This window comes from Streptomyces sp. NPDC004111, from assembly GCF_042874215.1.
Classification (GTDB): domain Bacteria; phylum Actinomycetota; class Actinomycetes; order Streptomycetales; family Streptomycetaceae; genus Streptomyces.
In genome coordinates, this window is the sequence record NZ_JBIAMU010000013.1 from 157,116 (window position 1) to 180,790 (window position 23,675).

At 72.3% G+C, this 23,675-nt stretch carries 23 protein-coding genes and 7 tRNA genes; 18 read left to right on the top strand and 12 right to left on the bottom strand.

Annotation, left to right across the window (positions count from 1 at the left end; all coding sequences use genetic code 11):
- Positions 1-34 precede the first annotated feature (34 nt).
- From ACFYVL_RS25215 to ACFYVL_RS25230, 4 genes are all read left to right on the top strand, one after another.
- Positions 35-1,078 (top strand): phosphotransferase family protein, encoded by a 1,044-nt coding sequence (locus ACFYVL_RS25215; RefSeq protein ID WP_389248488.1) that lies wholly within the window; start codon positions 35-37, stop codon positions 1,076-1,078.
- Positions 1,079-1,154: 76 nt separating this feature from the next.
- Entirely contained in the window at positions 1,155-1,451 is a 297-nt protein-coding gene (locus ACFYVL_RS25220; protein ID WP_389248490.1) for a zf-TFIIB domain-containing protein, read from the top strand.
- A gap of 270 nt (positions 1,452-1,721) precedes the next feature.
- Positions 1,722-3,101 carry an OFA family MFS transporter gene (locus tag ACFYVL_RS25225; protein WP_389248492.1) on the top strand — a complete coding sequence of 460 codons (1,380 nt, stop codon included), beginning with the start codon at positions 1,722-1,724 and terminating at the stop codon, positions 3,099-3,101.
- Positions 3,064-3,204: a hypothetical protein gene (locus tag ACFYVL_RS25230; protein ID WP_389248494.1), complete on the top strand. Its 141-nt coding sequence runs from the start codon at positions 3,064-3,066 to the stop codon at positions 3,202-3,204. The genes ACFYVL_RS25225 and ACFYVL_RS25230 overlap by 38 nt, the downstream gene beginning before the upstream one ends.
- A 77-nt stretch (positions 3,205-3,281) precedes the next feature.
- Here the strand turns inward: ACFYVL_RS25230 and ACFYVL_RS25235 are convergent.
- The 5 genes from ACFYVL_RS25235 to ACFYVL_RS25255 form a co-directional block, all read right to left on the bottom strand.
- A tRNA-Val gene (locus ACFYVL_RS25235) sits at positions 3,282-3,353 on the bottom strand.
- A gap of 41 nt (positions 3,354-3,394) precedes the next feature.
- Positions 3,395-3,466, bottom strand: a tRNA-Val gene (locus ACFYVL_RS25240).
- Between the two features lie 47 nt (positions 3,467-3,513).
- Positions 3,514-3,585, bottom strand: a tRNA-Val gene (locus ACFYVL_RS25245).
- Position 3,586: 1 nt separating this feature from the next.
- Positions 3,587-3,660: transfer RNA gene (locus tag ACFYVL_RS25250), tRNA-Cys, on the bottom strand.
- Positions 3,661-3,700: 40 nt separating this feature from the next.
- A tRNA-Gly gene (locus ACFYVL_RS25255) sits at positions 3,701-3,773 on the bottom strand.
- A gap of 203 nt (positions 3,774-3,976) precedes the next feature.
- On the opposite strand from ACFYVL_RS25255, the gene ACFYVL_RS25260 reads away from it, so the two are divergent.
- From ACFYVL_RS25260 to ACFYVL_RS25270, 3 genes are read left to right on the top strand one after another with little or no spacing between them, the layout of a single operon-like run.
- Positions 3,977-5,041, top strand: coding sequence for a chorismate-binding protein (locus ACFYVL_RS25260; protein WP_389248496.1), 1,065 nt, complete (start codon positions 3,977-3,979; stop codon positions 5,039-5,041).
- Positions 5,038-5,859 (top strand): aminotransferase class IV, encoded by an 822-nt coding sequence (locus ACFYVL_RS25265; RefSeq protein WP_389248498.1) that lies wholly within the window; start codon positions 5,038-5,040, stop codon positions 5,857-5,859. Before ACFYVL_RS25260 ends, ACFYVL_RS25265 begins: the two co-directional genes overlap by 4 nt.
- A gap of 42 nt (positions 5,860-5,901) precedes the next feature.
- Positions 5,902-6,741 (top strand): GNAT family N-acetyltransferase, encoded by an 840-nt coding sequence (locus ACFYVL_RS25270; RefSeq protein WP_389248500.1) that lies wholly within the window; start codon positions 5,902-5,904, stop codon positions 6,739-6,741.
- On the opposite strand, the gene ACFYVL_RS25275 is transcribed toward ACFYVL_RS25270, so the two are convergent.
- A complete protein-coding gene (locus tag ACFYVL_RS25275; RefSeq protein ID WP_389248502.1) occupies positions 6,738-7,271 on the bottom strand; it encodes a DsbA family protein in 534 nt (177 codons plus the stop codon). The two genes, ACFYVL_RS25270 and ACFYVL_RS25275, sit on opposite strands and share 4 nt — an antisense overlap.
- 158 nt (positions 7,272-7,429) lie before the next feature.
- On the opposite strand from ACFYVL_RS25275, the gene ACFYVL_RS25280 reads away from it, so the two are divergent.
- Together ACFYVL_RS25280 and ACFYVL_RS25285 are read left to right on the top strand one after the other, a co-directional pair.
- Complete coding sequence (locus ACFYVL_RS25280; protein WP_389248747.1) at positions 7,430-7,882, top strand: hypothetical protein; 453 nt, start codon at positions 7,430-7,432, stop codon at positions 7,880-7,882.
- A 170-nt stretch (positions 7,883-8,052) separates the two neighbouring features.
- Positions 8,053-8,211: a hypothetical protein gene (locus tag ACFYVL_RS25285; RefSeq protein WP_389248504.1), complete on the top strand. Its 159-nt coding sequence runs from the start codon at positions 8,053-8,055 to the stop codon at positions 8,209-8,211.
- A 48-nt stretch (positions 8,212-8,259) separates the two neighbouring features.
- Here the strand turns inward: ACFYVL_RS25285 and ACFYVL_RS25290 are convergent, their stop codons facing one another.
- Entirely contained in the window at positions 8,260-8,817 is a 558-nt protein-coding gene (locus tag ACFYVL_RS25290; RefSeq protein ID WP_389248506.1) for a CGNR zinc finger domain-containing protein, read from the bottom strand.
- A 204-nt stretch (positions 8,818-9,021) separates the two neighbouring features.
- Positions 9,022-9,435, bottom strand: a complete 414-nt coding sequence (locus ACFYVL_RS25295; protein WP_003959770.1) for an SsgA family sporulation/cell division regulator — start codon at positions 9,433-9,435, stop codon at positions 9,022-9,024.
- Between the two features lie 190 nt (positions 9,436-9,625).
- On the opposite strand from ACFYVL_RS25295, the gene ACFYVL_RS25300 reads away from it, so the two are divergent.
- Both ACFYVL_RS25300 and ACFYVL_RS25305 read left to right on the top strand, forming a co-directional pair.
- The gene (locus tag ACFYVL_RS25300) at positions 9,626-10,081 is read left to right on the top strand and encodes a TIGR02611 family protein (RefSeq protein WP_389248508.1); all 456 of its coding nucleotides are present in this window, start codon (positions 9,626-9,628) and stop codon (positions 10,079-10,081) included.
- 69 nt (positions 10,082-10,150) lie between these two features.
- Positions 10,151-10,222, top strand: a tRNA-Val gene (locus tag ACFYVL_RS25305).
- A 145-nt stretch (positions 10,223-10,367) separates the two neighbouring features.
- Here ACFYVL_RS25305 and ACFYVL_RS25310 read toward each other — a convergent pair.
- Complete coding sequence (locus ACFYVL_RS25310; protein WP_389248510.1) at positions 10,368-12,923, bottom strand: SCO7613 C-terminal domain-containing membrane protein; 2,556 nt, start codon at positions 12,921-12,923, stop codon at positions 10,368-10,370.
- A 127-nt stretch (positions 12,924-13,050) separates the two neighbouring features.
- Between ACFYVL_RS25310 and ACFYVL_RS25315 the strand changes: the two genes are divergently transcribed.
- The 3 genes from ACFYVL_RS25315 (at position 13,051) to ACFYVL_RS25325 (ending at position 13,987) form a co-directional block, all read left to right on the top strand.
- The gene (locus ACFYVL_RS25315) at positions 13,051-13,506 is read left to right on the top strand and encodes an SRPBCC family protein (RefSeq protein ID WP_389248512.1); all 456 of its coding nucleotides are present in this window, start codon (positions 13,051-13,053) and stop codon (positions 13,504-13,506) included.
- 39 nt (positions 13,507-13,545) lie between these two features.
- Positions 13,546-13,617, top strand: a tRNA-Val gene (locus tag ACFYVL_RS25320).
- A gap of 181 nt (positions 13,618-13,798) precedes the next feature.
- Positions 13,799-13,987: a hypothetical protein gene (locus ACFYVL_RS25325; protein WP_389248514.1), complete on the top strand. Its 189-nt coding sequence runs from the start codon at positions 13,799-13,801 to the stop codon at positions 13,985-13,987.
- 51 nt (positions 13,988-14,038) lie between these two features.
- Here the strand turns inward: ACFYVL_RS25325 and ACFYVL_RS25330 are convergent, their stop codons facing one another.
- Positions 14,039-14,767, bottom strand: coding sequence for a 3'-5' exonuclease (locus ACFYVL_RS25330; protein WP_389248516.1), 729 nt, complete (start codon positions 14,765-14,767; stop codon positions 14,039-14,041).
- Between the two features lie 215 nt (positions 14,768-14,982).
- On the opposite strand from ACFYVL_RS25330, the gene ACFYVL_RS25335 reads away from it, so the two are divergent.
- From ACFYVL_RS25335 to ACFYVL_RS25350, 4 genes are all read left to right on the top strand, one after another.
- Positions 14,983-15,549: a DUF4365 domain-containing protein gene (locus ACFYVL_RS25335; protein ID WP_389248518.1), complete on the top strand. Its 567-nt coding sequence runs from the start codon at positions 14,983-14,985 to the stop codon at positions 15,547-15,549.
- Positions 15,549-16,772 (top strand): hypothetical protein, encoded by a 1,224-nt coding sequence (locus ACFYVL_RS25340; RefSeq protein ID WP_389248520.1) that lies wholly within the window; start codon positions 15,549-15,551, stop codon positions 16,770-16,772. The genes ACFYVL_RS25335 and ACFYVL_RS25340 overlap by 1 nt, the downstream gene beginning before the upstream one ends.
- 114 nt (positions 16,773-16,886) lie before the next feature.
- Positions 16,887-18,863 carry a threonine--tRNA ligase gene (gene thrS / locus ACFYVL_RS25345; protein ID WP_389248522.1) on the top strand — a complete coding sequence of 659 codons (1,977 nt, stop codon included), beginning with the start codon at positions 16,887-16,889 and terminating at the stop codon, positions 18,861-18,863.
- Positions 18,864-18,947: 84 nt separating this feature from the next.
- Positions 18,948-19,502: an HIT family protein gene (locus ACFYVL_RS25350; RefSeq protein WP_389248524.1), complete on the top strand. Its 555-nt coding sequence runs from the start codon at positions 18,948-18,950 to the stop codon at positions 19,500-19,502.
- A 17-nt stretch (positions 19,503-19,519) separates the two neighbouring features.
- On the opposite strand, the gene ACFYVL_RS25355 is transcribed toward ACFYVL_RS25350, so the two are convergent.
- Together ACFYVL_RS25355 and ACFYVL_RS25360 are read right to left on the bottom strand one after the other, a co-directional pair.
- Positions 19,520-21,187 carry a hypothetical protein gene (locus ACFYVL_RS25355; RefSeq protein ID WP_389248526.1) on the bottom strand — a complete coding sequence of 556 codons (1,668 nt, stop codon included), beginning with the start codon at positions 21,185-21,187 and terminating at the stop codon, positions 19,520-19,522.
- Positions 21,188-21,424: 237 nt separating this feature from the next.
- Complete coding sequence (locus ACFYVL_RS25360) at positions 21,425-23,632, bottom strand: elongation factor G-like protein EF-G2 (RefSeq protein ID WP_389248527.1); 2,208 nt, start codon at positions 23,630-23,632, stop codon at positions 21,425-21,427.
- Positions 23,633-23,675 lie beyond the last annotated feature (43 nt).

The window sequence follows — 23,675 nt, forward strand, 5'->3', positions numbered from 1 at the left end:
TCCCCCTCGCCGTACCTCACCCCCGGGGAGCCCCGTGACCACGAACTTCGCTGCGACACTGGCGGCTCTGGCTGCCGAGGTCGCTCACCCTCGGGCCGGCGGAGCCCAACTGCCCGCCGGGCAGTCCCCGGCCGTCGGCGCCGCGTGCTCGCACGCTCCGGAGACCGTGCGTCCGCTTGCTGACCGGGACGACGGCACCGTCGTACGGCACGGCGCGTTCGTCGCCAAGGGACACGCTCCGGACACCGATTCCGCGGCCCTGGACGTACGGATCGCCGTCGCCGCGCATCCCCTCCTCAGCGGCGTCCTCCTCGCCCCGCTGCCACTGCCGACCCCGCTGCCCCGGCCGCCGTCCGGCCAGGCGCCGCCCGCGCCGTCGTCCGGGCGGGCGGCGCGGGACCGTGCCCGGCCGCTCTCCCTGTGGCCGTACGGCACGCCCGTCGACCCGGCGGAACCGGACGCCGCACCCTGGGAGGAGACCGCCGTCCTTCTCGCCCGGCTGCACCGCACCGACACCTCCGCCCTGCCCGGCCCGCTCCCGCCCATGCGAGGGCCCGCCAAGGCCGCCCGCGCCGTGGCCCGGATGCTCGCCGCCCGGCCCCACCCGGCCGTGCTCGCCGCCTGGCGCGGACTTCCGGCACGGGCCAGGAACGAGGCCCCGGACCCCGGCCGCACCCTCTGCCACGGCGACCTGCACCTCGGCCAACTCGTCCGCCACCCGGCCCCCGACGGCCCCTGGCACCTCATCGACGTCGACGATCTCGGCCTCGGCGACCCCGCCTGGGACCTGGCGCGCCCCGCCGCCTGGTACGCCGCGGGCCTGCTCGCGCCCGACGTCTGGCAGCGCTTCCTCGCCGCCTACCGCGCCGCGGGCGGACCCGCCGTACGCCCCGAGGGGGACCCCTGGCCCGAACTGGACGTGGCCGCCCGCGCCCTGACGGTCCAGACCGCGGCCCTCGCCCTCGCCAAGTCCACCGCCGAGGACCGGCCCCTCGACGAGGTCGAACAGCTGATGATCGACGCCTGCGCCCGGATTGCCCAGCTCCGCCCCGGGAACGGCGGGGCGCTCCCGGCATAGGGTGAATCCCCGTCCACCGGGCATGCATCCCGGCGACGCACCGGCACCGGAAACCGACGACCCGAGGAGCGAGTCCATGCACTGTCCCAAGTGCCACGCCCCCATGCACACCTACAACCGCAACGGCGTCCAGATCGAGCAGTGCAGCAACTGCCGCGGCATATTCCTGGACTACGGCGAACTGGAGTCGCTGACCCGCATGGAGGCCCAGTGGTCCCAGCAGGCCCCGCCGCCCGCACCCCCGCAGGCGTACCCCGCGGCCCCCGCCTGGGGCGCCCCGCAGCACGGCGGCCACGGTGGTCACGGAGGGCACGGCGGCCACTACGGCCACCACCGTCAGAAGGGCTTCGGCCGCATGCTCTTCTCCTCCTGAGCCCGCCACTCCGGGCCGGCGGCCCCGCTCCCGGCCCGCTCCCACCGCACCCCGGGCCGGCGGCCCCGCTCCCGGCCCGCTCCCACCGCACCCCGGGCCGGCGGCCCCGCTCCCGGCCCGCTCCCACCGCACCCCGGGCCGACGGCCCCGACCGGCCCCTCCCGAACCGCTCCGCGGAGCCGGTCCGGCGGACCGTGCCGGGACGGTGGTGAAGAGCCGGCCCCCTCCCGTCCTGCATGATCCGCCGGACAGGCCCTAATGTTCGGCCCCATGACCTTCCTCGACAGGTCCCGGACCGTCGCCCCACCGGGCTGGAGCCGCTGGCTGGTTCCGCCCGCCGCCCTCGCCGTCCACCTCTCCATCGGCCAGGCCTACGCCTGGAGCGTCTTCAAACCCCCGCTCGAAGCGTCGCTCGGCCTCTCCGGCACGGCCAGCGCGCTGCCCTTCCAGCTCGGCATCGTCATGCTCGGCCTGTCCGCCGCGTTCGGCGGCACCCTCGTCGAACGCAACGGCCCCCGCTGGGCCATGTGCGTCTCGCTGATCTGCTTCTCCTCCGGCTTCCTGATCTCCGCGCTGGGCGCCGCCACCCACCAGTACTGGCTGATCGTCCTCGGCTACGGATTCGTCGGAGGCATCGGCCTCGGCATCGGCTACATCTCCCCGGTCTCCACCCTGATGAAGTGGTTCCCCGACAGGCCCGGCATGGCCACCGGCATCGCCATCATGGGCTTCGGCGGCGGCGCGCTCATCGCCTCGCCCTGGTCCTCCCAGATGCTGGAGTCCTTCGGCGCCGACGACGCGGGCATCGCCACCACCTTCCTGGTGATGGGCCTGTCGTACGCCGTCTTCATGTCGCTCGGCGTCCTCCTCGTCAGGGTGCCGCCCCCGGTGTACGCCCCGGCGGGCTGGCAGCCGGCCGCCCAGCCCCGCGCCCTGGTCACCACCGCCGACGTCTCGGCCAGGAACGCCCTGCGGACCCCGCAGTTCTGGTGCCTGTGGGTGGTCCTGTGCCTCAACGTCACCGCGGGCATCGGCATCCTGGAAAAGGCCGCGCCCATGATCAAGGACTACTTCGCGAGCACCCCCACCCCCGTCTCGGCCTCCGCCGCCGCGGGCTTCGTCGCCCTGCTCTCCCTCGCGAACATGACCGGCCGCATCCTGTGGGCCTCCACCTCCGACCTCATCGGCCGCAAGTCCATGTACCGGATCTACCTCGGTGCCGGTGCCCTGATGTACTTCGCGATCATCCACCTGGGCAACGACTCCAAGCCCCTGTTCATCGTCTGCGCCCTGGTGATCCTGTCGTTCTACGGCGGCGGCTTCGCCACGATCCCCGCCTACCTCAAGGACCTCTTCGGCACCTACCAGGTCGGCGCGATCCACGGCCGCCTGCTCACCGCCTGGTCCACCGCCGGCGTCCTCGGCCCCCTGATCGTCAACCGGGTCGCCGACAGCCAGGAACAGGCGGGCCACAGCGGACCCAGCCTCTACACGACCTCGCTGTACATCATGATCGGCCTGCTCCTGGTGGGCTTCGTCGCCAACGAGCTCGTACGCCCCGTCAACCCGCGCTTCCACGAACCGCGCGCACCCCAGGAAGGAACCCCCGCCGATGAGCAGCAGCAGTCCCGGCAGTCCCAGCGGTCGTAACACCAAGGCACTCGCGGTCGCCGTCTGGCTGTGGGTCCTGCTGCCCTTCGGCTACGGCTGCTACGAACTGATCCGCAAGGCCACCCAGCTCTTCACCGGCTGACCCCGGGGAACGGGGAAGCGGGGGAGCGGACACGAAGAAGCCCCCGGCCGGAATCCGGCCGGGGGCTTCAACTGCGGTGCGCGATACTGGGATTGAACCAGTGACCTCTTCCGTGTCAGGGAAGCGCTCTCCCGCTGAGCTAATCGCGCGGGGGTACTGCGTGATCGTACAGGTACTGCTCGTTACTGCGTGCGCGATACTGGGATTGAACCAGTGACCTCTTCCGTGTCAGGGAAGCGCTCTCCCGCTGAGCTAATCGCGCGGGACGATCCATGTGGACCGAGTACTACGGGTGGTGCGAGTTCTGCGTGCGCGATACTGGGATTGAACCAGTGACCTCTTCCGTGTCAGGGAAGCGCTCTCCCGCTGAGCTAATCGCGCTTGGAGGTGGAGACGGGATTTGAACCCGTGTAGACGGCTTTGCAGGCCGTTGCCTCGCCTCTCGGCCACTCCACCAGGAGTGCAGTAAGGGTATCGGGAAGAACCCCCACTATCGAGCGGACGACGAGACTCGAACTCGCGACATCCACCTTGGCAAGGTGGTGCTCTACCAACTGAGCTACGTCCGCTTGTCTGTTCCGTTTCACTTGCGTGTCCCGGCGACGTGTTGAACTCTAGCGGATTCCTGGGCCAGTACAAAAACGCGTTTGTGCAGCGTGCTGCGGTGTCCCCGGCACCGAGTCCGGCCGTCGGGTCACGCGCCCGACCAGCCGGGTCGCCGCCGGCGCTCGCGCCCAGGTGAGGCGCCCGCCACCGCCCTAGACTCGGTGCCGTGCACGACCTCCCCTCTCTGGCCCGCTTCGGCGGCCTTGTCGCCTTTGACCTGCGCGACGTGACCAGCGACCCGGCGGCCCTCGACTCCTCCGGCTTCTGGGCCGTGGCCGCCGACTTCGAAGGCCGGCTGATCTGCGCCCGCTTCGGCGACGTGCGGAAGGAACCGGTGCCGACCGCCCCTCCCGGCGCCTGGCGCGGCCCCGCCACCGACAGCTGGACCTCCTCCCTCGACCGCGCTTCCTATACCGCGGGCGTACGCCGCATCCGCGAGCACATCGCGCGGGGCGAGGTCTACCAGGCCAACCTCTGCCGGGTACTGAGCGCACCCGTCGACCCGGGAGCCGACATCGACGCGCTCACCGCCCAGCTCGCCCGGGGCAACCCCGCCCCGTACGCCGGGACCGTCCGGCTGCCCGCGTACGGCGTGGAGATAGCCACCGCGTCCCCCGAGCTCTACCTCCGGCGGGAGGGGGACGTGGTGGAGTCCGGGCCCATCAAGGGGACCGGGCGGACCGCCGAGGACCTGCTGGAGAAGGACCACGCCGAGAACGTGATGATCGTCGACCTGGTCCGCAACGACCTCGGCCGCGTCGCCGTCACCGGCAGCGTCACCGTTCCCCGGCTCTGCGAGGTCGAGCCGCACCCCGGTCTCGTCCACCTCGTCTCCACCGTCCGCGCCGAACTGCGCCCCGACGCCGGCTGGGCCGAGCTGCTCGCGGCGACCTTCCCGCCCGGCTCCGTCACCGGCGCCCCCAAGTCCAGCGCCCTGCGGATCATCGAAGCCCTGGAGACCTCGCCGCGCGGCCCCTACTGCGGCGGCATCGGCTGGGTCGACGCCGACCGCGGCACCGGCGAGCTCGCCGTCGGCATCCGCACCTTCTGGATCGACCGCACGGCGCCCGGCGGACCCGCGCTGAAGTTCGGCACCGGCGCCGGCATCACCTGGGGCTCGGACCCCGAGCGGGAATGGGCGGAGACCGAGCTGAAGGCGGCCCGGCTGCTCGCGGTAGCGTCGGGCGAGTACAGAACCACAGCAGGTGCAAGCGGAAGGGCCGGGTCATGAAGATTTGGGTCAACGGGGGACTGTCCGACGCCGACGCGGCGCGGGTCTCCGTCCTGGACCACGGGATGACCGTCGGCGACGGCGTCTTCGAAACCCTGAAGGCGGTCCACGGCCGCCCCTTCGCCCTCACCCGGCACCTGGACCGGCTCACCGCCTCCGCCCGCGGCCTCGGTCTGCCCGACCCGGACCTCGACGAGGTCCGCCGCGCCTGCGCCGCCGTCCTCGACGCCAACCCGATGCTGCTCGGCCGGCTGCGGATCACCTACACCGGCGGCACCTCCCCGCTCGGCTCCGACCGCGGCGACGCCGCCCCGACGCTGGTCGTCGCGCTCGGCGAGTCCGTCCGCCGCCCCGACAGCACCGCCGTCATCACGGTCCCCTGGACCCGCAACGAGCGCAGCGCCCTCACCGGGCTCAAGACCACCTCGTACGCCGAGAACGTCGTCGCGCTCGCCCGCGCGCGCGAGCACGGCGCCTCCGAGGCACTGTTCGCGAACACCGTCGGACAGCTCTGCGAGGGCACCGGGTCCAACGTCTTCGTCGTGCTCGACGGCGAACTGCTCACCCCGCCCGTCTCCTCCGGCTGTCTGGCCGGCATCACCCGCGCCCTCGCCGTCGCGTGGACCGGCGCGCAGGAGAGGGACCTTCCGCAGGACGTGCTGGAGCGGGCCGAGGAGGTCTTCCTCACCTCCACCCTGCGCGACGTGCAGGCCGTCCACCGGATCGACGGCCGTGACCTGCCCGGCGTGCCCGGACCGGTCACCGCGAAGGCGGTACGGGTCTTCGCCGAGCGGGCCGCGGACGACCTCGACCCGTAAACCGTGATGACGGGGCGGCCCGGGGCGGGTACAACTCCCTTGATGACGACGACCCTACGGCCGACCGGGCCGCTCCAGATCAGTGCCGAGGGCGCGCGCTCGCGCACCTACGACGTCTGCGTGAACAGCCGCCCCGTCGGCGTCGCGGAGATCTCCACCGTGCCCGACTTCGGTCCCTCGGTCGGGAGGATCGACTCGCTGCGGATCGACGAGCCGGACCGCCGCCGCGGCCGCGGCACCGTCGCGGCACTCGCCGCCGAGGAGGTGCTGCGCGGCTGGCGCTGCGACCAGGTCGTCGTGAGCGTGCCCGCCGACGCGGAGCCCGCCGTGCGGATGGTCACCGCCCTCGGATACGTCGAGCGCAGCCGCAACATGCTCAAGGAACTGCCTTCCGAGCCCCCCGCCCTCCCCGCGGGCCTCACCGCCCGGCCCATGACGCAGCCCGAGTACGAGTCGTGGCGGCGGACCTCCCGGGAGGGCTTCGCCCGCAGCTGGACCGAGCGCGGCCTGAGCGCCGAACAGGCCGCGGCCAAGGCGGAGGCCGCCGACCGGCAGTACCTCCCGGACGGCCTCGCCACCCCGCACACCACGGTCTGCCACCTGCTGCACGACGGCGGGAAGGTCGGCTTCCTGTGGGTCGGACGGCACGAGATCGAGCCCGGCGAACGGGCCCACTTCGTGTACGACGTCGAGGTGGACGAGCGGCACCGGGGCAGGGGGTACGGGCGGGCGCTGATGACACAGGCCGAGCGGATCGCCCTGGAGGGCGGCGACACCCGGCTCGGCCTGCACGTCTTCGCCGGGAACACCCCGGCCCTGCGCCTGTACGAGTCGCTCGGCTACCGCACGACGCACCTCAACTGCTTCAAGAACCTGCTCTAGGCGGCCGGGGGCGTGTCCCGGCCCGCCAGCAGCCGGTCCGCGATCTCCTCGACGCGCTCGCGCAGCCCGGTCTGGTCCTTGCTGCCGTCGAGGAGTTCCCCGCCGATCTCGTACGTCGGTGTGCCCGTCACCTTGACCGCCCGGCCCTCCGCCTGGTCGGCGTCGACGATCAGCAGGTGCCGGCCGTCGATCAGCGCGGTGTCGAACTCCTCGGCGTCCAGGCCCAGTTCGCGCGCCACGTCGAGCAGCAGCGGCTGCCCCCGCTCGGCCAGCTCGGCGGTGCGGCCGAGGACCGCCTCCACGTAGGGCCAGCCCTTGCCCTGTGCGAAGGCCTCCTCGGCCGCCTGCGCGGCGTCGTAGGCGTGCTTGTGCTTCTCCAGCGGGAAGTGCCGCAGCCGGATGTCGATCCGGTCCCCGTAGCGGGCGCGCAGCGCGGCCAGGTCGGCGAGGGCGGTGTCGCAGTCGGGGCACTGGAGCTCGCACCACACGTCGAGGACGACGGGGGAGGAGGAGGGAGAGGGGTTGTTCATGGGGTCAGTCTCCCAGTCGTACGACCGGGACCCCAACCGGGACCTGGGGAGGAGCCGCACCCCGAGATCTCCCTGAGACGGGCTTTCGGGATGGCCTCGCGCACCCCGGGCGGTGCAGGATGGGAGGGAATGCACTTCCCACCGCTGGAGGACCGATGCTGCTGGTAGAGACCATCTGTTCGGCGGTGTCCGCGGCCGGCCTGGGCATCGCCGCGATCACCGCGTACCGGAAGCGGTTCCTCACCGCGACCAGGCTGGCCGCCTACTCGCTGGTGCCGGTCGGTCTGGTCATGACCGGGGCGGTCGGCTGGATATCCGGCATGGTCTTCAAGCCCGTGGTGTGGGCGGGCTTCGGCGTGCTCGCGCTGGCCTGGCTGCTCTTCATGACCACCCGCGCCGTGGAGCGGCGCGGCGGCGGCACCCGCAAGGAGCGCAAGGCCGCGCGGGCGGCACAGCGCGAGGCGGTGGCGCCGGCGGCGTCGGCCCCCTCGCTGGGCGCGGGCGCCGGCGCGGCACCCGCCGCGGCCCCGGCCCCCTCGGCGAAGCCCAAGAAGGCCGCCGACGAGGACTTCAGCGACATCGAGGCGATCCTCAAGAAGCACGGCATCTGAACCGGGTGCGAGGCGGGCAGAGGCGGGGCGGCGGCGGGTCCGCCGCCCCGAAAGCCTGGTCGTTCGGACAGCGGATCGATTGTGGAATTGCACGGAATTCCATGAACTGCCGCCAATAGTGGGCGTGTTGGTCATTCCGTACCACCGGGCTGCGTCATCATCGGCCGGAGATGCTCCAGACCTCACCGGACGAAGTTCCGGCGCCCGCCCCCGACGAGGAGGCGCGTGGTTGCCTCTTCGCCCTCTCCCAGCCGCCCCTGATGATCTTCCTCGGGCTGATCGGCACCCTGCTCATGATGGGGGCGGTCCATGACCTCTTCCTGGACTGAGGCGGCCCGCCCCGCCGCGGCGGGGGCCCGCCCGGTCCCTGCCGGTGGTCAGCCGGAGGCCTCCTTGCGCCGCGCCCGGTACGCCGCCACGTGCAGCCGGTTGCCGCAGGTCCGGCTGTCGCAGTAGCGCCGCGACCGGTTGCGCGAGAGGTCGACGAAGGCGTGCCGGCAGTCGGGTGCCTCGCAGCGCCGCAGCCGCTCCTGTTCCCCGGAGACCACGATGAAGGCCAGTGCCATCCCGCAGTCCGCCGCCAGGTGGTCCGCCATGGAGGCGCCCGGCGCGAAGTAGTGCACGTGCCAGTCGAAGCCGTCGTGGTCGGTCAGCCGGGGCGTCGTACCGGCCGCGGCCACCAGCTGGTTGATCAGCTCCGCGGCGGCCCGGGGGTCGGGTGCCTCGAACACCTCCGCGAAGCGCGCCCGGACGTCCTGTACGGCCCGCAGATCGGCCTCGCCGAGCCTGCCCACGTCGCTCACGTCGTGGAGCCGCACGAAGGCGTTCAGCGCCTCCACGTCCGCGAGGCGGTCGGTGGGCTCGCTCTCCGGGGCGGTGTTCACCAGATCGACGACGACGTCGAGGGCTTTCCGGGTGTCGTGGGGGATCAGCACGGTTCGCTCCCTGGCCTGCTGCGGGCCGGTGCCCGCCGATGCTGGCCGACTCTAGCCGTTCGACGGATTCGCACAGCGGCGCCGTCGCCGCGGTGGATTCCGCGACGACGGCGCCGATGGCCGGCCTATGAAGTTGTCCCTAGGGGTAGTCCGCCCCGCGCCGTCGCCCCGAGTCGGACGGCGAGGAGCGACTCTCGACCTGGCTCAGCTCTCGGCCAGGATGTGAGAGAGCTCCGTGTCGAGGTCGAAGTGCCGGTGTTCAGTGCCTGGCGGCACTGCGGCATCCGTCCTCTTCAGGAACGACTCAAGCGCCCGCGCCGGGGCTTCGAGCAGGGCCTCGCCCTCCGGTGAGCTCAGGGCGATGCAGACAACGCCCTGACCGTGGCTCCGGGACGGCCAGACTCGGACGTCTCCGGTTCCGGTGGGCCGGTGCAGGCCCTCGGCGAGGAGATCGCGGGCGAACACCCATTCGACCGTTTCCTCGGCTCCGGTGTGGAAGGTGGCATGCACGGCATAGGGATCGGCCGTGTCGTACCGCAGGCCCGCGGGTACAGGCAGTGATGACTCGCTCGACACAACGAGGCGCAGGTGCAGCTCGCAGCTGACCGTGGTGTTCATAAGCGCCAGGGCCTTTCGCTCAGTGTGCGCTCGGGGATTCGCACGTCGGCGAAATCGACATGCCACCTCTGGTGCTGTTGTAAACCCTTGTGAGTGTTTTAGGTCGCTTGAGGTAGCTCGTACGGCCCAGTGTTGGTTTGACTCGTACGGCTATTCCAGTGAAGGGGACCGCTCCGGTAGGTTGGCCCCCATGAACGCGGAGAGTGACGGACGGGACGGGGTCGTCGCAGCGACGACGGCCGCTCCCGCCACGGGGGACGTGAACGGCGAGGAGCGCGAGCTCGGCTCGCGGGCGCCGCAGTACATCCAGGCACGCAGGACGCTGCACCTCAGCTGGCAGGTGGGCGTCTTCGTCGTCGGCCTCGCGGTGGTGATCGCGGGCATCATCATGCTGCCGCTGCCCGGACCCGGCTGGCTGGTGATCTTCGGCGGCATGGCGATCTGGGCGACCGAGTTCGTCTGGGCGCAGCTCGTGCTGCGCTGGACGAAGCGCAAGGTCACCGAGGCGGCACAGCGGGCGCTCGATCCCAAGGTGCGCAGGCGCAACATCATCCTCACCACGATCGGCCTGGTCATCGTGGCCGTGCTGGTCGGGATCTACGTCTGGAAGTTCGGCATCGTGATGCCCTGGAAGATCGACGAGTGACCTTCGCGAGCCGGCCGGAAAAGTGGTCGGGGGCACGCGCTGACATGCGGTAATGTTCTGTCTGTGCCCGGGCGATTAGCTCAGTGGGAGAGCACTTCGTTCACACCGAAGGGGTCACTGGTTCGAACCCAGTATCGCCCACCCGGGAACAGGGGCCCGAGAGACGCAAAGTCTCTCGGGCCTCTGTCGTTCCCGCGCACGGAGCGATCGCGAGGGAGGGCGGAGCGCCCACGGATGAGGGCGGGGCGCCGTGCGCCCCGCCCTCCCGTGTTCCGCCCCCGGGCCCTCAGCCCAGCCTGCCCAGCCGTGCGCGCAGGCGGCGGGCGTCGCGCAGCCGCTGCTCGTACGTGGCGCCCACGGCCAGCAGGAGCAGACCGGCCAGGGCGGGCGGCAGCCAGCGGGGCAGCGCGCCGACCACCTGGACCACGTACGGCGCCAGCTCGTGCACGGCCACCAGGGCGAGCGTGACCCCGCCCAGCAGCAGCGGGGCCCCCAGCCGGTGCCGGGCGCCCAGCAGGGTCACCACCAGCGCGGCACAGCCCAGCAGCAGCGGTCGCAGCCAGTGCGGGTCCGCCCAGGTGGCGACGAGGCTCGGCAGGAACGTCGCGGACAGCCCCGGGCCGTACGCCGCCCAGGACGAGGCCGCCGGGTTGCCGCGGCGGCGCAGGAAGCCCACGGCGAGCGCCAGGACGGTCACCGGCAGCGTGTACGCCTCCGGGGTGTCGACCCCGGACGCCGCCAGCCGGACCCAGGTCGCCGCCAGGAACAGGGCGCCCGCCACCCAGCGGGCCTCCGCGCGGCCCGGCCGCAGCGCGGTCCCCGCGGCGATCACCGCGCACAGGGCCAGCACCAGGGCGAGCGTCGGCAGCCGGGCCGTGGACAGGGCGACCGCCGCGAGCGCGACCACGGCGGCGGCACACTCCGCCGGCGCGCACCGCACCCGCACGGCGAGCACGGCGACCGCGGCCGGAACGGCGAGCAGCAGCAGCCCCGCGAGGTGCGGCGGCAGCTCCAGCGCGGCGGCCGAGGCGAGGGCGAGCCCGGCCGCGTATCCGACGGCAGCGACCTCGCCCGCCGCACCGGCCACCGTGCCGGGCGCACGGGCCGCCTGCACCGCGCACACCACCAGCAGCGCACCCAGGACGCTGAACGTCGCTCCTCGCGAGGCGAGCGCCAGGCAGGTCACGGAGAACGCGGCGAGCGCGCCGGCCGCCAGGGCCGTGTACCGGACGGCGGTCGCCGTCGCTGCCGCCCGCCGGCCGGGCGCCGCCGTGCGGACCACCAGGACAGGCGCGGCGGCGGCCAGAGCCACGTACAGGCAGAGCGACGCGACGTACGGGAGGTTCAGCGCGGTCGGCAGCAGGAGCACGCCGACGGCGGCCAGGCCCGGCGCCCCGCACGCGGTCGCGGGGTGCGGCGTCCGGCGGTGGACGGCGGCCAACGCCGCGGCGACGGCGAACACGACCAGCGGGCCGGTGGCCGTCTCCGCCCACGGGAAGTCGAGGTCCACGGCGTCGCGGACCGTGGCGGGCATGCCCTGCCACGGCGCGGTGGCGACGGCCGCCGGGCCCGAGAGGGCGGTCAGAGCCAGCGCGGGCAGCACCGTCAGGACCGACACGGCACCGACCGCGCCGGCTGCCGCCGCCAGCCCCAGCCGGACCGGGCGACGGCCGCGCAGCACACCGGGCGCGGCCACGACGGCCAGCACGGCGCCCGCGCACAGGAGATACCCGGGCACCGCCCAGGCGAGTGGCAGCGCGGCCCGCACCGCGCCGCCCGCCGACGCCACCGCGGCCAGCCCGGCCACCAGGGCGGGCGCGACGGACGGACGGGCCAGCGCGGTGCCGAGGGCGAGCGCCGCACCGGCGAGGAGCAGCGCGGAGGCGGGCAGTGCCGCGGGGGCCGAAGCGGCACCGAAGGACCGCACCAGCGCGATCAGCAGCGCGATGCCGCCGGTGGCCCAGGCGCAGGTCTCGGCGAACGGACGCACCGAACCGAGCACACGGGAGCGGGGCGAGCGGGGGTCGGACGGCGGGGGAGCGGCGGCCGACGTGCCGGCCGGGGGAGCGGACGGGGGTGCGGTGTGGGCGGTCGCCGTACCGGTCGGGGACGGGGGTGCGGGGGCGGCCGGGGGAGCCGCCGGGAGGCGGTGGCGGTACGTGCCGACCGCCAGGGCGGTGTCGAGGACGGCGGTGCCCAGTAGCGCCCAGGCCACGGTGAGCGGACCGGCCGAGGCGGACACCGCCCAGAAGTACAGCGGGAGTTGGAGCGCGAGGGCGGCGGCGGGCAGCGGGGTGCGCAGCCGGGGAACGGCCAGGCCGTAGGCGGCCCACAGCGCGGTGAGCACGGTCGCGGAGGCGGCCGTGGCGACCGCCGCACCCGTGTCCGCGAAGGCCACCTCGTGCAGCGCGTAGGCGTCCAGCACCGTCAGCAGCAGGGCCAGCACGCCCACCGCCTCGGCGGTGGCGACGAGCCCCCGGCGGATCAGCAGGGCCGGAGCGGCGAGGGCGGCGAGCGTGACCAGTGACAGCACCGCCGAGCGGCCCGCGATGCCCAGCTGACCCCAGCCGACCAGGGTGAAGGCCAGCGCGGCCACCGCCAGGAGGATCCCACCGAGCGTCAGCAGCACGTTCTGGGCACTCGGGGAGGATGCCGCCGGCGGTGTCTGCCGGCCGGGATACGGCGCCGGCGGAGCGGCCGGAGCGGCGGCCGGAGTGCTGAGCAGGCGCAGCAGATGGGCGCGGCGGTGCAGCAACTGCGCCCGGCGCGCGTCGAGCCCGGCCAGCTCGCGGTCGAGGAGCCTCAGCTCGTCGGCGGGCGCGAGCGGTGGAACGTCTGTCATGGGGGGAGTGTGCGCGCACGGACGGGGGCGGGGCATGGGGGCGCGTACTCAGACGCGTACTCAGGTACGGGACGGGCGCGCCCGCGAGGAGGGGCGGAATCGGCGCCGACGGGCGCAGACTTGGGGGATGGACTGGTGCCACTACCGATTTCGCAGCATCTGGGAACTGCGGGCCGACCCGGCCGTCGTCTACGCGACGCTGGAGCGCGCCGAGGACTATCCGAGCTGGTGGCCGCAGGTGCGTGAGGTCACCCCCGTCGACGGGACCAGCGGGACGGCGCGCTTCCGGTCCTTCCTGCCGTACGACCTGGTGGTCACCGCGCGCGAACGGCGCCGCGACCCGGACGCCGGGATCCTGGAGATCGGCATGACCGGCGACATGGACGGCTGGGTGCGCTGGACGGTCCGGCCCGCCCGGCTCGGACAGGTCCGCGGCACCCGGGCGTTCTACGAGCAGGTGGTGGACGTGCGCAAGCCGCTGCTGCGTCATCTGGCCGTGCCGGGACGGCCCGTCTTCCTCGCCAACCACGCCTGGATGATGCGCTGCGGACAGCGCGGACTGGCCGCCGCGCTCGCGGTTTGAACCAAACACGAAAAGCGCTGTATGGTTCAACCCGTTCCCGGGCGATTAGCTCAGTGGGAGAGCACTTCGTTCACACCGAAGGGGTCACTGGTTCGAACCCAGTATCGCCCACCCCGGGAGAGCCGGTCCGTCACAGACGGACCGGCTTTTCGCATGTCGGCGCGGCCTTCGGGGGTGTAGCTGGCCCCACCCCCGGCCGGGTGCCAGCGCCCTCGTACCCGGCCTGCGGTTTTCCTAGCGTGTTCGGTGCACGGACCACCGTGAGCGAACCGACCGAGGAGAGGCCGACCCGATGAACACCATGACCAAGGCGATGCTGTGGATGCTGCTGGCCGTCTCCGTGGCAGCCAACGTCTTCCTCAACTTCGCGGCGGAAGGCACCCTGCGCGTCGTGCTCAGCGCCGTGTCCGGACTCCTCGGACTCACCGCCCTGACAGGGCTGGTGGTGGTACGCAGGTCCCGCGCCCCGCACTCGGCCTGACCGCTCCCTCCGGCGGCCCTGTGCGCGCGCCCGGCCCGGCGGGCCGGGCCGTCAGGCCGCCTCCGCGTGCGCCTCGGGCCGCAGCGGCCACGCCGGGTCCACCGCCTCGTCGGAACCGTTGCGCGCGAACCAGGCCTGCAGCCCGCGCGCCTGCGCCGCGTGCCACACCGCCTGCAGCGTGTGCAGTTCGGCCGGCGAGAGGCGCTCCAGCCGGGCGGCGAACCGCCTGCCCACCGCCCGCACCAGCTCCAGCGAGGCGGTCGCGTCCGCCGCGGCGTCGTGCGCCCCGGTCAGCTCCACCCCGTAGTGCGCGCAGAGGTCCGTGAGGGTGCGGCGGCCCTTGCGGTAGCGGTCCAGGTGCTTGTCCAGCACCCGCGGGTCGAGCACCTGCAACGGCCTGGCCTCCAGATAGCGGGAGAGCGACGAGGCGCGGTGCCGCCGCAACTCCCGGTCCAGCATGGTCAGGTCGAACGGCGCGTTCATGATGACCAGCGGCCGTCCCGCCGCGCACTGCTCGGCTATCGCGCGGGCGATCTCCTCCATCACGGGCGACGGCCAGCGGCCGTTGCGCTGCAGGTGCTCGTCGGTGAGGCCGTGTATCTCGGTGGCGCCGGCCGGAACCGGAACGCCCGGATTGATCAGCCAGCGCGTGGCGCGAAACCGCGCACCGGCGGCGTCCTGCACGACGAGGGCCGCCGACACGATCCGGTCACCCTCCACGTCCACGCCCGTGGTCTCCGTGTCGAAGGCCGCCAGGGGTCCTTCGTACCAGCACGTCATGTCCCAACTCCTCTTGCTCCTTCGGCAGATGGCGTGCCGCACGGATCGACCCGGTGCGCTCCCTGCCCGAAGCGGTGATACCCGGGCCGTTTACGCCATAAGCCGTACGGAGACAACACAGGTGACGGGACCGGAAGTTGACGGACCGTCGAGCACACGGCCGCAGACCGGCCGCGACCGACCGACCAGCACAGCCCGGAAGGCACACGTCAGCCATGGCGCTCGCGCAGCCCGAACCGGGCGGGCTGCTGCCTGAGCGGACCTCTCCGCTACGGGGCGCACTCGCCACCACCGCCTGCATGGAGACACTCCAGGTGGGCTATCTGCACGCAGTCGCGGCAGCCGCGGGCTGCTCGCTCTCCCAGCCGTTCCCGGACAACGGCATCGACTGGCACGTCAGCCACGGATCCCCCGTGCACACCGTCGACGACGAGGTGACGATCAAGGTGCAGCTCAAGTGCACCTACCAGGTCGCACCGCATCCGCCGGGCGCCGCGTTCTCCTTCACCCTCGACAACGACCACCTGGTGAAACTGGCGAGAACGCCCGTCTCGGTGCACAAGATCCTGGTCGTGATGATCGTGCCCAGAGCCAGGGAGGACTGGCTGCGGGCCGGCCACGACCGGCTCGACCTGCGGCACTGCTGCTACTGGATCAACCTGGCCGGGCACCCCGTGACGGGCAGGTACAGGACCAATGTGCGGGTCCCCACCTCGCGGATATTCGACGACCGAGCACTCTGCGAGATCATGACCCGCGTCGGGGCGGGAGGGAGACCCTGATGCACCGGTACTGGCCGATCGACGACCCCGGACGCCCCCACCCCGGCGAGACGGCGGGCAGCTGGGACGGCGGGGGGCCCGAACCCTCCCAGGTCGACCCCGCCGTCCTCGGCGCACTGCTCGCCCGGCACGGCTGGCACCGGCGCGGCGGCGCCGCCGGACGCTACGCGCGCTGGACACCGCCCGGCCCGGCCGGCGGCGGCACGAGCCTGCTCGTACCCGAGTCGCGGGCCTTCCCCGACAGCGACGACCTGCTCGGCGAGGCGCTCGGCGCGCTGGAACGCTGCCCGGCGCCGTCCGCGCGCGAGGTGCTGGTGCAGCTCGCCGTGCCCAGCGACGAGATCCGGTGGTGGCGGGAGGTCCCCGAGGAGGTGGCGGGCGCGGCGGCCTGGCCGGCCGAGGAACAGCTGCGCTCGGCGGCCCGGCAGATGCTGCTCGCCGGGGCACTGGCCGCCCGGGGGCGCGCCGGGTACTACGGGGCCAGGCACCGGCGGCAGGCCCGGTCCGCACTGGAGGGAGTGCTGGTGGGGCCGGGCACGGGCGGGCGCGGGCTGACCGCGTTCGTGCCGTTGGAGTCCGGGCGGGAGACCGTCGTCCGGCTGCACCACGCGCTGCACGCGGCGCGCGAGGCCACCGACTACCAGCGCGCCACCGGCGGCATGGAGGCCTTCGACGCGGCGGTGCGGGCGGGCGTCAGCCACGAACTGACCGAGGCGCTGGTCGTGCTGGTGCAGGGGACCGAGGGGGCCCGGATCGCCCTGGACTGGGCACCGTCGGCGGGTGCCCCGCCCGGGTGCGCGGTGCGGCCCGAGGCGGTGGAGTTCTCGCCCGGCGACCTGCCCGCGCTCCGCTCGGCCGGTGCGCGGTACATGCGCGAGGAGCCCTCGGTGCCAGTCCGGGTGACGGGCGCGGTCGTACGGCTGCGCAGGTCGGCCCCGCGCGGGGGCGGAACGGTGCGGCTGCGGGTGCTGGCGGGGGCGGAGGTGCCGTACGTACGGATGGTGCTGGACGAGGAGGCGTACCGGATCGCGGGGCACGCGCACCTGGTGGGGCTGCCCGTCCAGGTGGCCGGGAGGCTGGAGCGGCGGGGCGGGTTCCGGCGGCTGACCGGGGCGCGCGGTGTCGTTCCCGTACAGGTCGACGAGGCGGAGCGGGACCGGCTGATGAAGGCGCTCCACGAGAACCTGGACTTCTTCGAGGAGGCGTGCAGCGGGGAGGAGTGAGGGGCCGCGCGCACGCTCCGGGAATACCGTTTCGCGAGGGACCCCACCGGCTCGGTACGATTCGGGGTGCGTGCCGCTTCCCCAGGCACGTACCCCCTCAGTCAGGAGAGACCGGTGTCAGACGTCCGTGTGATCATCCAACGCGATTCCGAGCGGGAAGAGCGCGTGGTGACGACGGGCACTACGGCAGCCGAGCTCTTCGCCGGCGAGCGCTCGATCGTCGCCGCCCGCGTCGCGGGCGAGCTGAAGGACCTGGCGTACCAGGTCCAGGACGGCGAGGAGGTCGAGCCGGTCGAGATCTCCTCCGAGGACGGCCTGAACATCCTGCGCCACTCCACCGCGCACGTCATGGCGCAGGCCGTGCAGGAGCTGTTCCCGGAGGCCAAGCTGGGCATCGGCCCGCCGGTCAAGGACGGTTTCTACTACGACTTCGACGTCGAGAAGCCCTTCACCCCGGAGGACCTCAAGGCGATCGAGAAGAAGATGCAGGAGATCCAGAAGCGGGGACAGAAGTTCTCGCGTCGCGTGGTCTCCGACGAGGACGCCCGCGCGGAGCTGGCCGACGAGCCGTACAAGCTGGAGCTCATCGGCATCAAGGGCTCCGCGTCCAGCGACGACGGCGCGGACGTCGAGGTGGGCGGCGGCGAGCTGACCATCTACGACAACCTCGACGCGAAGACCGGCGACCTGTGCTGGAAGGACCTCTGCCGGGGTCCGCACCTGCCCAGCACCCGCAACATCCCCGCCTTCAAGCTGATGCGCAACGCCGCCGCCTACTGGCGCGGCAGCGAGAAGAACCCGATGCTCCAGCGCATCTACGGCACCGCGTGGCCGTCGAAGGACGAGCTGAAGGCGCACCTGGAGTTCCTCGCCGAGGCCGAGAAGCGCGACCACCGCAAGCTCGGCAACGAGCTGGACCTCTTCTCGATCCCGGAGCAGATCGGGTCGGGCCTCGCGGTCTTCCACCCCAAGGGCGGCATCATCCGCCGGGTCATGGAGGACTACTCGCGCCGCCGGCACGAGGAGGAGGGGTACGAGTTCGTCTACACCCCGCACGCGACCAAGGGGAAGCTCTTCGAGACCTCGGGCCACCTGGACTGGTACGCCGACGGCATGTACCCGCCCATGCAGCTCGACGAGGGCACGGACTACTACCTCAAGCCCATGAACTGCCCGATGCACAACCTGATCTTCGATGCCCGGGGGCGTTCGTACCGCGAACTGCCGCTGCGGCTCTTCGAGTTCGGCACGGTGTACCGGTACGAGAAGTCGGGTGTGGTGCACGGTCTGACCCGTGCCCGGGGCTTCACGCAGGACGACGCGCACATCTACTGCACCAAGGAGCAGATGGCGGAGGAGCTGGACCGCACCCTCACCTTCGTGCTCGGGCTGCTGCGCGACTACGGTCTGACCGACTTCTACCTGGAGCTGTCCACCAAGGACCCGGAGAAGTTCGTCGGCTCGGACGAGATCTGGGAGGAGGCCACCGCCACGCTCCAGCAGGTCGCCGAGAAGCAGGGCCTGCCGCTGGTCCCGGACCCGGGCGGGGCCGCCTTCTACGGGCCGAAGATCTCCGTGCAGTGCAAGGACGCCATCGGCCGTACCTGGCAGATGTCGACCGTGCAGCTCGACTTCAACCTGCCGGAGCGCTTCAACCTGGAGTACACCGGTCCGGACGGCTCCAAGCAGCGGCCCGTCATGATCCACCGGGCGCTGTTCGGTTCGATCGAGCGGTTCTTCGCCGTGCTCCTGGAGCACTACGCGGGTGCGTTCCCGGCGTGGCTGGCCCCGGTGCAGGCGGCCGGCATTCCGATCGGTGACGCGCACATCCCCTACCTCCAGGAGTTCGCCGCCGAGGCGAAGAAGAAGGGGCTGCGCATCGAGGTCGACGCCTCCTCGGACCGGATGCAGAAGAAGATCCGCAACTGGCAGAAGCAGAAGGTTCCGTTCATGATCATCGTCGGTGACGAGGACATGGCCGCGGGCACCGTCTCCTTCCGCTACCGCGACGGGTCGCAGGAGAACGGCATCGCCAAGGACGAGGCGCTGGCCAAGCTCGTCGACGTCGTGGAGCGTCGCGTGCAGGTCTAGCACGCCGGTGCGGGTGAGGGGGCGGTTCCTGCCAGGAGCCGCCCTCTTCGTCGTCCGCGCAGGTCGTCCGCCTATGCTTTGCCCATGACGACTGAGCCGGAGCAGCAGAGTGGACCGGTGGGCGAGCCGGACGGGTTCGGGCGGCTGTGGACGCCCCACCGGATCGCGTACATCCAGGGTGAGAACAAGCCGACCGGCCCGGGTGCCGACGACGGCTGCCCCTTCTGTGATGCTCCGGCGCACAGCGACGAGGAGTCACTGATCGTCGCGCGCGGCACCAGCGTCTACACGATCCTGAACCTCTACCCGTACAACGGCGGCCACATGATGGTCCTGCCCTACCGGCACGTCGCCGACTACACGGAGCTGGACGACGCCGAGACCGCCGAACTGGCCGACTTCACCAAGCGGGCCATGACGGCGCTGCGCAAGGCGTCCGGGGCGCACGGGTTCAACATCGGGATGAATCAGGGCGGGGCGGCGGGCGCGGGCATCGCCGCGCATCTGCACCAGCACGTGGTGCCCCGCTGGGGCGGGGACACCAACTTCATGCCGGTCGTCGGTCACACCAAGGTGCTGCCGCAACTCCTGGCCGATACGCGCAAGATGCTCGCCGACGTGTGGCCCGACGCCTCGTAGGACCACCCGCCGCCGCATCACGCGTCGTACACGTCGGCCCTGCGCGGTGACGGGTCCTGGACCATGCCGCTGAGGTTCATCGCACGGCCGCTGAAGCGTTCGGTGTCGACCCCGTGGTCCTCCAGGACCTTGATGGCCGCGGTGTGCACGACCCGCAGGACCGGCGCCGCCGCGCGCATCGCGTCGTCCGCCATGAAGCGGTGGCGCCAGGGCTTGTCCGCCCAGGCGTGCCGCAGGCCGAACGGCTCGGGGAGCGCGAGCTTGCCGCCCATGTGGTCCAGAACGTTGGGGAACCAGGTCAGCGGGGCGCGGACGCTCAGGCGCACCACCTCGGGGGTGTCGATGAGCGGCAGCTCGCTGGTCTTGGTCTCCCAGAAGCGGACCGTCTTGCTGACGGTGACCGTCTTGGGGCTCGGCTTCGAGGTGAACAGGGAGTGCACCGGGCCCAGCGCGTGACCTGTGACCTCGATGCGCAGCGTCTCGTGCAGCACGGTCACCGTGATGAGCATGGTGATCACCAGCTGGCCGTCCCAGAGGGTGAACTGGACGCCGAGGTAGTGCCGGTTGCCCGAGCCGAACTGCTGCTCGTTGCAGATGCGCTGTATCTCGTGCTGCTTGATCTGGTACGCCTCCACGTCCTGGCCCTCGGGGCGGCTGACCGAGCCCGCGTTCTCGCCGACCGGGGCGACGATCCAGTGCTTCACCGAGGGGGTGGGGAAGCCGCCGGTGTGCAGCGGGCCCCGCTCCAGCATCCGGAGCTGGTCGTGGATGGCACGGATGACGTCCCAGCTGCGGAAGCCGTGGATCTCCTTGGTGGGATCGGCGCGGTTGAGCTCCTCGGCGAGCTGCCAGCTGCCCCAGCGGGTGCCCATGCCGAGTATGCCCTTGGGGCCGGCGTAGAAGACCGAGTTGGACTGCTGCTCGGCGGTGAGCCGGGCGAGGCCCTGGCGGAGGTTCTCGGCGGAGATCTCGCCGGGACTGCGGGGCACCGCCTCGGGGATCTTGGCGCCGACGCCGCCGCCCGACAGCAGCGCCGACCAGCGCTCCCGGAGGTCCTTGGCGGTGGACTCGCAGATCTGCTTGGCCCACAGCCAGCCGATGACCGGGGCGACCAGCATCGCGCGCAGGTAGATGCCCAGGACGCCGTTGAACGGCAGCTTGATGAGGAAGATCACCACCAGGCCCGCGACGGCGATCAGCAGTGCGGTGCCCAGGGCGCCGGTGCGCCGGTCCTTGGCGCCCGCGATGGTGCGCCGGAGCTGGAAGACGGCCAGCCAGATCAGCAGACCGGGCAGGAAGAGCAGGCCGCAGACGGCCATCACGGCGGTGAGCTTGGCGTCCCGCGCCTTGCGGATGTTGGTGGCCGCCAGGCAGTGCTCGACGACGGTCTGGGGCTCGGTGCCGAACGACTGGATCAGCGCCGCGCGGGCCCCGCCGAGCATGCGGACCTGGACGGCGCGCGAGAACGCCTCGCCCAGGTTCGGCTCGAAGAGGGAGAGCCTGCCCTTCTTCACCTCGGACTTGTGCCAGTCGCTGTTCGCGTCGAGGATCGCCGTCACCGGGCTGTCCCGGTACGCGGCCGAGGCCAGCGCGTGCGTCGCCGCGGTCTGTCCCGCGGCACCCTGGAGCGGCACCTGTGCCCCGGGTGAGAAATCGAATCCCGCGTCCGCCACTACCGCCCCCATCGACCGTTCACCTACGACAACGCCGCCGCGGGGCACCACCCGGCGCCCTTGCCCGGCGTTCCTGTCCGCCGGGCGGAGACGTTGCCCGCCTCTGCGCCTGTTCCCAACTGCCGTGCCCCGCACACCTTCTGAGCTGCGCTCACAGAGTATCGACGTGGCGCCCCGGGCGTCACCGGAGCGCGGAATGCCGCCCACCGCACAGGAATTGGGCGGACGGCATCCCCACAAATCGGTCAACTAGCCGCCGTTTTGCTCCTTTTCACGGAATTTGCCTGCCAGTGGAGGGGGCATCGCCTCGTGCCGGGCGTAGGTACGGCTGAAGCGGCCCGTGCCGTGCGACACGGAGCGCAGGTCGACCGCGTACCTGCCGATCTCGATCTCGGGGACCTCGGCCCGGATCAGGGTGCGGCCCTGGCCCGCCTGTTCGGTGCCCACGACCCGGCCGCGCCGTCCCGAGAGGTCGCTCATCACCGGTCCGACGTAGTCGTCGGGCACCAGGACGGTGACCGCGGCGACCGGCTCCAGGAGGTCGATCCTGGCGTCCGCGGCGGCCTCCCGCAGAGCCAGCGCGCCCGCCGTCTGGAAGGCGGCGTCGGAGGAGTCCACCGAGTGCGCCTTGCCGTCCTTCAGCGTGATCCGCACGTCGACCAGCGGATAGCCGGTGGCCAGACCGCGTGCGGCCTGGGCCCGTACGCCCTTCTCCACGGACGGGATGAACTGGCGCGGCACCGCCCCGCCCACCACCTTGTCGACGAACTCGATGCCGGTGCCCGGCGGCAGCGGCTCCACGTCGATCTCGCAGATGGCGTACTGGCCGTGGCCGCCGGACTGCTTGACGTGCCGGCCCCGGCCCGCGGTGCGCTCGCCGAAGGTCTCGCGCAGCGACACCTTGTGGTCGACGGCGTCGACCTGGACCCCGTACCGCGCGCGCAGCCGCTCCAGGGCGACCTCGCGGTGCGCCTCGCCCAGGCACCACAGGACCAGCTGGCGGGTGGCGGGGTTCTGCTCCAGCCGCATCGTCGGGTCCTCGGCGACGAGCCGGGCCAGGCCCTGCGAGAGCTTGTCCTCGTCCGCCTTGCTGTGTGCCTCGATGGCCAGCGGCAGGAGCGGGTCGGGCATCGACCAGGGCTCCATCAGCAGCGGGTTGTCCCTGGCGGAGAGGGTGTCGCCGGTCTCGGCGCGGGTGAGTTTCGCCACGCAGGCGAGGTCCCCGGCGACGGCGCGGGAGAGGGTGCGCTGCTGTTTCCCGAAGGGGGAGGAGAGGGCGCCGACCCGCTCGTCGACGTCGTGGTCCTCGTGGCCGCGGTCGGCCAGCCCGTGCCCCGAGACGTGGACGGTCTCGTCGGGGTGCAGCGTGCCGGAGAACACCCGGACCAGGGAGATCCGGCCGACGTACGGGTCGGAGGCGGTCTTGACCACCTCGGCGACCAGCGGGCCCGCCGGGTCGCAGGAGAGCGGGGGGCAGGGTTTGCCCTGCGGGGTGGTGACGGCGGGCAGTTCGTGCTCGGCGGGGGTCGGGAACCCGCCGGTGATCAGCTCCAGGATCTCCACCGTGCCGAGACCCTGGCGGCTGCCCTCGGGGGCGGGCGCGGCGGCGAGGACCGGGTGGAACGAGCCGCGGGCGACGCCCCGTTCGAGATCGCCGATCAGGGTCTTGAGGTCGAGTTCCTCACCCGCGAGGTAACGGTCCATCAGGGACTCGTCCTCGCTCTCGGCGATGATCCCCTCGATGAGCCGGTTGCGGGCGGCCTCGATGCGCGGCAACTGGGTCGGGTCGGGGACGAGTTCGGTGCGCTCGCCGGAGGAGTAGTCGTAGATCTTCTGCGAGAGCAGACCGAGGAGGCCGACGACGGGTGCGTGCCCGTCGGCCCCGTGATCGCCGTAGAGCGGCAGGTAGAGGGGGAGTACGGCGTCGGGGTCGTCGTGCCCGAAGGCCTCGGCGCAGAAGTCGGTCATCGACTCGAAGTTGGCGCGGGCCGCCTCCAGATGGGTGACCACGATGGCCCGCGGCATCCCGACGGCCGCGCACTCCTCCCACACCATGCGGGTCGCGCCGTCCACCCCGTCCGAGGCCGAGACGACGAAAAGGGCCGCGTCCGCGGCCCGCAGACCGGCCCTCAACTCCCCGACGAAATCGGCGTACCCGGGAGTGTCCAACAGATTGATCTTGATGCCGTCCCAGTTGACGGGGACGAGCGAGAGCTGTACCGAGCGCTGCTGCCGGTGCTCGATCTCGTCGTGGTCGGAGACGGTGGTGCCGTCCTCGACGCGGCCCGCCCTGTTCACCGCCCCCGACGCCAGCGCGAGGGCTTCCACCAGAGTGGTCTTGCCCGATCCGCTGTGGCCGACCAGCACCACGTTCCGTACGGATGAGGGGTGGTCGGCCGTTGCTGCCCTGCCGGCGGCCCCGGCGTGGGGATGCGTGCCGTGTGTCTTGTCGCCCATGGTTTCTGGCCTCCCGGTGTTCGTGCACGGTGAGGAGAAGGGC

Bases quoted from the DNA above. Each gene is read 5' to 3' on its own strand.
- ACFYVL_RS25270 (WP_389248500.1), top strand. From the start codon at position 5,902: ATGACGACGACCCTACGGCCGACCGGGCCGCTCCAGATCAGTGCCGAG.
- ACFYVL_RS25350 (WP_389248524.1), top strand. From the start codon at position 18,948: ATGACGACTGAGCCGGAGCAGCAGAGTGGACCGGTGGGCGAGCCGGAC.
- ACFYVL_RS25285 (WP_389248504.1), top strand. From the start codon at position 8,053: ATGCTCCAGACCTCACCGGACGAAGTTCCGGCGCCCGCCCCCGACGAG.
- ACFYVL_RS25275 (WP_389248502.1), bottom strand. From the start codon at position 7,271: ATGAACAACCCCTCTCCCTCCTCCTCCCCCGTCGTCCTCGACGTGTGG.
- ACFYVL_RS25295 (WP_003959770.1), bottom strand. From the start codon at position 9,435: ATGAACACCACGGTCAGCTGCGAGCTGCACCTGCGCCTCGTTGTGTCG.
- ACFYVL_RS25360 (WP_389248527.1), bottom strand. From the start codon at position 23,632: ATGGGCGACAAGACACACGGCACGCATCCCCACGCCGGGGCCGCCGGC.
- ACFYVL_RS25330 (WP_389248516.1), bottom strand. From the start codon at position 14,767: ATGACGTGCTGGTACGAAGGACCCCTGGCGGCCTTCGACACGGAGACC.
- ACFYVL_RS25325 (WP_389248514.1), top strand. From the start codon at position 13,799: ATGAACACCATGACCAAGGCGATGCTGTGGATGCTGCTGGCCGTCTCC.
- ACFYVL_RS25265 (WP_389248498.1), top strand. From the start codon at position 5,038: ATGAAGATTTGGGTCAACGGGGGACTGTCCGACGCCGACGCGGCGCGG.
- ACFYVL_RS25220 (WP_389248490.1), top strand. From the start codon at position 1,155: ATGCACTGTCCCAAGTGCCACGCCCCCATGCACACCTACAACCGCAAC.
- ACFYVL_RS25310 (WP_389248510.1), bottom strand. From the start codon at position 12,923: ATGACAGACGTTCCACCGCTCGCGCCCGCCGACGAGCTGAGGCTCCTC.
- ACFYVL_RS25300 (WP_389248508.1), top strand. From the start codon at position 9,626: ATGAACGCGGAGAGTGACGGACGGGACGGGGTCGTCGCAGCGACGACG.
- ACFYVL_RS25225 (WP_389248492.1), top strand. From the start codon at position 1,722: ATGACCTTCCTCGACAGGTCCCGGACCGTCGCCCCACCGGGCTGGAGC.
- ACFYVL_RS25315 (WP_389248512.1), top strand. From the start codon at position 13,051: ATGGACTGGTGCCACTACCGATTTCGCAGCATCTGGGAACTGCGGGCC.
- ACFYVL_RS25335 (WP_389248518.1), top strand. From the start codon at position 14,983: ATGGCGCTCGCGCAGCCCGAACCGGGCGGGCTGCTGCCTGAGCGGACC.
- ACFYVL_RS25340 (WP_389248520.1), top strand. From the start codon at position 15,549: ATGCACCGGTACTGGCCGATCGACGACCCCGGACGCCCCCACCCCGGC.
- ACFYVL_RS25355 (WP_389248526.1), bottom strand. From the start codon at position 21,187: ATGGGGGCGGTAGTGGCGGACGCGGGATTCGATTTCTCACCCGGGGCA.
- ACFYVL_RS25230 (WP_389248494.1), top strand. From the start codon at position 3,064: ATGAGCAGCAGCAGTCCCGGCAGTCCCAGCGGTCGTAACACCAAGGCA.